Here is a 6,754-nt window from a genome sequence, read left to right as displayed (position 1 = left end):
TTCTGGGGGTCGGACCCCCAGACCCCCGCCAGGGGGCGAGCCCCCTGGACCCCCGAAGGTGGGGAAGTTGCGGTGGGTATTTGGGTGGCTGTTTTTGGGGCTCGGGTGTGGTGGCACCGGTTTTGTTGTTAGCGGGTGGCGGTTAGTTCTTGCCAGCATTGGTGGAAGTCGCCTATGGCGGCGGTGCGGGTCCAGGACCAGGCGGAGCGGGCGGCTGAGGTTAGTTGGTCGTGGTCTTTGGTGGGGGGCTCGGAGAGGGCTGCGGCCAGGCGGGATTCGACGTAGGTCGCCAGGGCGCGGTACGAGAGGTCTTCTCGGTAGCGAGAGCGTTCGGTGATGTTGGTGAAGCCTGCGGTGGCGATTTGGGTGGCGATGGTGCGGCCGCAGAAGGGGTCGCCGCCGGAGCGGCGGCGCAGCAGGTAGTGGCCGCGCAGGGCGGCGTCCACGTTTGCGGTTTTGGGGCGGATTTTTGCGCGGCTCCAGTCCGAGGTGGAGATTGCCAAGTGGCCGCCTGGACGGAGAACTCGGCGGATTTCTGCTAGTGCCGCGGCGGGGTTTGCCAGGTGTTCGAAAAGGGCGTGGGAGAAAACTGCGTCTATTGACGCGGTGGCGAAGGGGAGGGCGTAGGCGGTCGCGTTGAGGTAGTCCACTGTGGACGTTCTGGCTGGGAGCAGCGGGTGGTGGATGTCTATGCCGATCACGTGGCAGGCGGGGGCCAGGGTCGTGGTGATGGAGCCTTGGCCGCAGCCTAGGTCCACGACGCGGGAGCCTGGGACGAAGCAGTGTTGGGCGAACGCGGCGCGGTCACTCGCTGTGCGCGTGTTCATCATCGACAGCGCGTCTTGGGCGTAGCCCGGCGCGTAACCCTCCAGCACCCCGCACAGAGTACGGGTGAGAGGTGGCAGGATCGAGGGGTGAGCACGCAGTCAGGCAACCAAAATCCGCCCGCGGTGGTCCCGGACCGCCTGTTCGACGACGCCGAAGCCGAAAAGCGCTGGCTGGCGCGGTTCCACGCGCCGCGCATCTCGGTGCCCGAATGGGCCCGCGACGCACCGGACGCCAACGTGTACGTCTCCAACGCCAGCGGCGTATGGGAGGTTTACGCATGGGACCGGGCCACCGACAGTCACCGGCGCGTCACCAACCGGCCCAACGGCACCCTGAACGCAACCCCCTCGCCCGACGGAACGGCCATCTGGTGGTTCGACGACACCGACGGCGACGAGTTCGGGTCCTGGCGCAGCCAGCCGTTCGACGGCGACAGCTCCGCGGCCGTCAAAGCACTGCCCGATATTCACGACGGATACCCAGCCGGTCTGGAAATCGGCGAGCGAGTGATCGCGGCCGGCGTCTCGACCGATGACGGCAGCGAACTGTTCGCGAAAATCGACGGCGTGACCGAGCGTTTCTACCAGCACGCGGACGACGCCGGAATCGCGTCGATGTCGCGCGACGAAAGCCTGCTCGCTATTTCGCATTCCGAGCACGGGGATTCCCGGCATCCGGCGTTGCGGGTGCTGTCCACCGACGGATTCGCCACCGTCGCCGAGAAGTGGGACGGCGAAGGAAAAGGCTTGCAGGCGCTGGAATTCTCGCCGCTGCCGGGCGACCAGCGTGTGCTGGTCCTGCACGAACGCCGCGGTCGCGAAGAACTCCTGGTGTGGGACGTGCAGGCGGACACCGAAACCGAACTGCTGATCGACCTGCCCGGCGAGGTCGTCGCGGACTGGTATCCGGACGCGCGCGCGTTGCTGGTCGTGCACTTCCACGAAGCGCGCAGTTCGTTGTACCGCTACGACCTTGACACCGGCGAACTGTCCGCTGTGGACACTCCGGCCGGTCGGATCGGCGGCGCGGGCGTGCGACCGGACGGAACCATCGAGTACTCATGGTCCAGCGCCGCGGAACCCGCCGCGGTCCGCGCTCGCGCGGTCGACGGCACCGATTCCGTGCTGCTGACGCCGCCGGGCGAGCGTGCGCCGGGTTCGTCGCCGGTCACCGACGCGTTCGTAGAGGGCGTCGGCGGCCGGATCCACGCACTGGTTTCCCGCCCCGCGGACGCCCCGGACGGCCCGCTGCCGACGGTGTTTTCGCTGCACGGCGGCCCGCACGCGGCCGACGAGGACCGGTTCTCCGCCTACCGCGCGACGTGGCTGGACGCCGGATTCGCGGTGGTCGAGGTGAACTACCGCGGCTCCACCGGCTACGGCTCGGCGTGGCGGGACGCCATCGAAGGCCGCCCGGGACTGACCGAACTGGAAGACGTCGCGGCGGTCCACGACTGGGCTGTCGAAAGTGGACTGTCCGATAAGGACAAGTGCGTCGTGAACGGCGCTTCGTGGGGCGGCTACTTGAGCCTGCTGGCGCTGGGCACCCAGCCGACGCGGTGGGCAGCCGGGGTCGCGGGCGTGCCGGTGGCCGACTACGTGGCCGCTTACGAGGACGAGATGGAACAGCTGCGCTCGTTCGACCGCGCCCTGTTCGGCGGTTCCCCGGAGGACGTGCCGGCGGTGTATGCCGAATGCTCGCCGCTGACGTACGTGGACGCGGTCGCCGCCCCGGTGCTGATCCTGGCCGGCGACAACGATCCGCGGTGCCCGATCCGGCAGATCGAGAACTACCTGGACCGCCTCGCCAAGCGCGACGCACCGCACGAGTTCTACCGCTACGACGCGGGGCACGGCTCGCTGGTGATCGCCGAGACGATCAAGCAGACGTCTATTGAGGTGTATTTCGCTTTGCGGGCGCTGGGGATGCGCTGAGGGTTCGGGCTGCCCGGGTTCGCCTGGGCAGCCCGAAATCACAACCCGCGCTTAGCGCCCTTCAACCGCTCCACCGCGGCCTCGTCACCCTCGAATTCCACCCGCACCGCATCCCGGCCGAACACAAACAGCAGCAGCTCCACCGGCTCCCCCACCACGGTCACCACCGGAGCACCCGACTTCACCGAAGCCGACTGCCCATCCGGGGTCCGCAGCACCACCCCGACTGGCGATTTGCGCAGGTTCAGCTTCGCCGTCCGCGTCGCCAGTTTCCAGGCCGCCTCGTCCCGCGAGGGGTCGGCTGGGCGCGGGGTCCAATCCGGCTGTGCCCGGCGGACGTCCTCGTGGTGCACCAGGAACTCGGCGCTGTTCGCCGCCTCGTCGACCGGGCCGATCGACGTCGGCCAGAAGCGGGACGGGCCCCGGCGCACCTGGGCGACCAGTTCGTCCCACGGGCGTGCCGCGACCCCGTCCTGCACTTTCTGCGTGTGCCCGGCGAGTGCGGGCACCACAATCCCGGGCATCGCGTCCGGCCGGTGTTCCCGCACGACCAGGTGCGCGGCCAGGTCCCTCGTCTGCCAGCCCTCGCACAGGGTCGGGGCGTCCGGGCCGAGCTGCTCGAAGAGGTCGCTCAGCGCTTGGCGTTCGTCTTTGGCAAGGCCCATAGCAGCCAGGTTACTCGCCAATCAATGGTGGAAACCGGTCGACGTCGCCGGATCGTGCTGCGGGGAGGGCTGGCGGTTCAGCTCCGGCAGCACGCGCTTCAGGTCGGCGAGCAGCAGGTCAGCGAGGTCGTGCGTGAAGCCGTTGCGGACGACGACCCGCAGTACCGCCAGGTCCGTGCGGTTGTCCGGGAACGTGTACGCGGGCACGAGCCAGCCGCGTTCGCGGAGGCGGCGGGAAACGTCGAAGACGTCGAACGCGGTGACGTCCGAGCTGGTGGTGAAGGCGAAAACCGGCAGCTGATCGCCGCGGGTGAGCAGTTCGAACGGCCCCAGTTTGGAGATCTCCTCGGCCAGGTACATCGCGACATCACGGGAAGCTTGTTGCACCGCACGGAAACCTTCGCGACCCAGCCGGACGAACGTGTAGTACTGCGCGGCGACTTCCGAGCCGGGGCGGGAGAAGTTGAGCGCGAAGGTCGGCATGTCACCGCCGAGATAATTGACGTTGAACACCAATTCCTCGGGCAGTGCGGCCTTGTCCCGCCAGACGACCCAGCCGACGCCGGGGTACACGAGGCCGTACTTGTGCCCCGAAGTATTGATCGACGCCACGCGCGGCAGCCGGAAGTCCCACTCCAGATCCTCGTCGAGGAACGGGGCGATCATCGCGCCGGACGCGCCGTCCACGTGCACCGGGATGTCCCAGCCGGTCCGCTCCTGCAGTGCGTCGAGCGCGGCCGCGACCTCGGCGACCGGCTCGTAGCTGCCGTCGAAGGTCGAGCCGAGGATCGCGACTACGCCGATGGTGTTCTCGTCGCAGAGTTTCACCGCTTCTTCCGCGGACAGGTGGTACCGGTCGCCCTCCATCGGCACCAGGCGTGGCTCGACCTCCCAGTATTCGCAGAACTTTTCCCAGCACACCTGGACATTGACGCCCATCACCAGGTTCGGCTTCCCGCTTCGGCCCAGCTTCGACCAGCGCCGCTTCAACGCCATCCCGGCGAGCATGCAGGCCTCGGACGACCCGGTGGTTGAGCAGCCCATGATGTCGGTGGGATCAGGCGCGTGCCACAGATCGGCGAGAATGTTGACGCAGCGCCGCTCGAGTTCCGCGGTCTGCGGGTACTCGTCCTTGTCGATCATGTTCTTGTCGACGCATTCCGACATCAGCTCGCGCGCCTGCGGTTCCATCCACGTCGTGACGAACGTGGCGAGATTGAGCCGCGCGTTGCCGTCGAGCATCAGCTCGTCGCGCACCAGCTGTAGCGCCGTGTCCGGCGGCAGCGAATCGTCCCGCAACCGGTCGCGGGGCATCGTGAAGTCCGCGGCGAGCGCCGGATTGCTCCCGGCGTACAACGGATTCGTGCCGGACTTCCGGTCTGCCCGATCTTGTTTCCCCTGATGCAGCACCATGGTTGCGAACCTACTGCCGGGCGCCGGCAAGAACCACCGGACGGAAGAAAAGCCGCCCGCGGCGAGGCGGACGGCTTTTCCCGGTATACGCGGCTCAGGCTTGCTGCGCCTGCCACATCCAGTGCGCCTCTTCGAGCGCGCGAGTGATCTCGATGAGCAAGTCCTGCGTCACGAGGTCGCTCTTGTCGGTCTCGTCGATGCGCTTGCGGAGCCGTTCGATCAGCGCCGCGAGGGTGTCGACGATCGCGGAGATGGTCGATTCGACGGACTGCCAGTTTTCCGGGTACTCCGGCGCACCGGAGGTCGCGACGACAGTCTTCGCCTTGCCGTTCGGCGAAACCCCGATCGCGGCGGCGCGCTCGGCCACCTCGTCCACGTACTGCCGCGCGGTCGACACCAGCTCGTCGAGCTGCAGGTGCGCGCTGCGGAAGTTCTGGCCCACCACGTTCCAGTGCGCCTGCTTCGCGATGAGCGAGAGGTCGATCAGATCGGCCAGCGTCGCCTGCAGCGCGTTGCCGGTGATCTCCTTGTCGGCGTCGGAAAGCGGGCTCTTGATGGGGGAAGTAGTCATCTCTGGTGTCCCTCCTCGGTCTTGATTCAGACGGTGCTTAATCAGACGGTGGTGGTCAGCTCCACCTCGATGTTGCCGCGGGTCGCGTTGGAGTACGGGCACACCTGGTGCGCCTGCTCGACCAGCTGGTCGGCGTCGGCCTTCGCCAGGCCGGGCAGCGACACGTCGAGCCGAACGCCGAGCTGGAACCCGACGTCCTTCTTGAACACACTGACCGAACCGGTCACCGTCGCGGCCGGAAGCGCGACCTTCGACTGCCGGGCCACGGCTTGCAGCGCGCTCAGGAAGCACGCGGAGTACCCCGCGGCGAACAGCTGCTCCGGATTGGTTTTGTCGCCGCCGGGACCGCCCATCTCCTTGGGGATCGCCAGCGACTCGTCCAGCACGCCGTCCGAGGACGTCACGTCGCCGTTGCGGCCTTCTCCTCGCGCGGTCGCGACGGCGGTGTAAATCGGCTCGGCCATGCGTGTTACCTCCTCATCGGGACGCCTCCGGAGTCAGCGTCTCAATGAGTTCAACGCTCCGCATCCGCGGAACAGTGCCCCGGCATGGCAGTCATCACCCCAGGAATAACCGGGATGCGAGGGGCGAAACGTCAGTGTGTGCGAAGCAACGCGTGCTCCGCGACCTGCTCGCCGATGAGCCGCAAGGTGCGGACGCTCTTCTCGTCGGACGCGCCGCCGCCCTCGTCGAATTTCGTCTCGGCGGAGTTGATCGAACCACCCAACGGAGTGGCCCAGCCGCGCAGCGCGTGCGTGATCGTGCGGAGCTGTTCGAGCGTGGTAACCGCGGCCTGCCAGCCGTACGCGACGGCAGCGAGGCCCACGGCGCGGCCGTCCAGGTACGGACGGGTGTCGTCGCGGAGGTCTTCGACGTAGTCCAGTGCGTTCTTGACCAACCCGGACAGCCCGCCGTGATAGCCGGGCGAGACGACGATGAGCCCGTCCGCCTGGCGCACACCTTCGATGAGTTTCCTGGCGCGTTCGTCCCGCTCCAGGGTGGCAGTGTCGTAGAACGGCAGGACCAGCTCGGGGCCGGGGATCAGCTCGGTCACGACGCCGCGTTCCTCGGCGGCGGCGAGCGCGATACGCAACGCTCGCTCGGATTGCGAGCCCTCTCGCAACGAGCCGCCGATGCCCAGCACCTTGACCTTTTTAGCTGAAGTCACTTCCGACCTTCCTCCCCACCACCACCCTCAAAGGAGTGGCTGCGCCACGCTGGCTCGTTTTGAGGCTAACCCCTCTACCTAACTGGAGGACCAGGATCTGAGACGGAGGTCTGAGTCACACACCGACTGGACCAACGTACCTACTGGCAAGTAACCTCAGCTCATCCGGCGTTCG

At 67.5% G+C, this 6,754-nt stretch carries 7 protein-coding genes; 1 reads left to right on the top strand and 6 read right to left on the bottom strand.

All coding sequences use genetic code 11. The annotated features are described in order from the left end of the window. Nucleotides 1–128: 128 nt before the first annotated feature. Nucleotides 129–875 carry a class I SAM-dependent methyltransferase gene (locus ACWGIC_RS01535; protein WP_452073915.1) on the bottom strand — a complete coding sequence of 249 codons (747 nt, stop codon included), beginning with the start codon at nt 873–875 and terminating at the stop codon, nt 129–131. A gap of 39 nt (nt 876–914) precedes the next feature. Here ACWGIC_RS01535 and ACWGIC_RS01530 point away from each other — a divergent pair, with 39 nt between their 5' ends. Then, nucleotides 915–2,762 (top strand): prolyl oligopeptidase family serine peptidase, encoded by a 1,848-nt coding sequence (locus ACWGIC_RS01530; protein WP_452073914.1) that lies wholly within the window; start codon nt 915–917, stop codon nt 2,760–2,762. A 38-nt stretch (nt 2,763–2,800) separates the two neighbouring features. Here ACWGIC_RS01530 and ACWGIC_RS01525 read toward each other — a convergent pair whose 3' ends face one another. The 5 genes from ACWGIC_RS01525 to ACWGIC_RS01505 form a co-directional block, all read right to left on the bottom strand. After that, complete coding sequence (locus ACWGIC_RS01525; RefSeq protein ID WP_452073913.1) at nt 2,801–3,427, bottom strand: TIGR03085 family metal-binding protein; 627 nt, start codon at nt 3,425–3,427, stop codon at nt 2,801–2,803. A gap of 21 nt (nt 3,428–3,448) precedes the next feature. Further along, nucleotides 3,449–4,840: a glutamate decarboxylase gene (locus ACWGIC_RS01520; RefSeq protein WP_452073912.1), complete on the bottom strand. Its 1,392-nt coding sequence runs from the start codon at nt 4,838–4,840 to the stop codon at nt 3,449–3,451. 94 nt (nt 4,841–4,934) lie between these two features. Then, nucleotides 4,935–5,411: a DNA starvation/stationary phase protection protein Dps gene (dps, locus tag ACWGIC_RS01515; protein WP_452073911.1), complete on the bottom strand. Its 477-nt coding sequence runs from the start codon at nt 5,409–5,411 to the stop codon at nt 4,935–4,937. 41 nt (nt 5,412–5,452) lie between these two features. After that, nucleotides 5,453–5,875: an organic hydroperoxide resistance protein gene (locus ACWGIC_RS01510; protein ID WP_452073910.1), complete on the bottom strand. Its 423-nt coding sequence runs from the start codon at nt 5,873–5,875 to the stop codon at nt 5,453–5,455. Between the two features lie 131 nt (nt 5,876–6,006). Next, entirely contained in the window at nt 6,007–6,579 is a 573-nt protein-coding gene (locus ACWGIC_RS01505) for an NADPH-dependent FMN reductase (protein ID WP_452073909.1), read from the bottom strand. Between the last annotated feature and the right edge of the window lie 175 nt (nt 6,580–6,754).

Source organism: Amycolatopsis sp. NPDC054798 (assembly GCF_053611505.1).
The sequence above is the reverse complement of the archived record's forward strand: the minus strand, read 5'-3'. Positions and strand labels throughout refer to the sequence as shown.

Coding starts and splice junctions, on each gene's coding strand:
- ACWGIC_RS01525 (WP_452073913.1), bottom strand. CDS start 3,427: ATGGGCCTTGCCAAAGACGAACGCCAAGCGCTGAGCGACCTCTTCGAG.
- ACWGIC_RS01520 (WP_452073912.1), bottom strand. CDS start 4,840: ATGGTGCTGCATCAGGGGAAACAAGATCGGGCAGACCGGAAGTCCGGC.
- dps (WP_452073911.1), bottom strand. CDS start 5,411: ATGACTACTTCCCCCATCAAGAGCCCGCTTTCCGACGCCGACAAGGAG.
- ACWGIC_RS01510 (WP_452073910.1), bottom strand. CDS start 5,875: ATGGCCGAGCCGATTTACACCGCCGTCGCGACCGCGCGAGGAGAAGGC.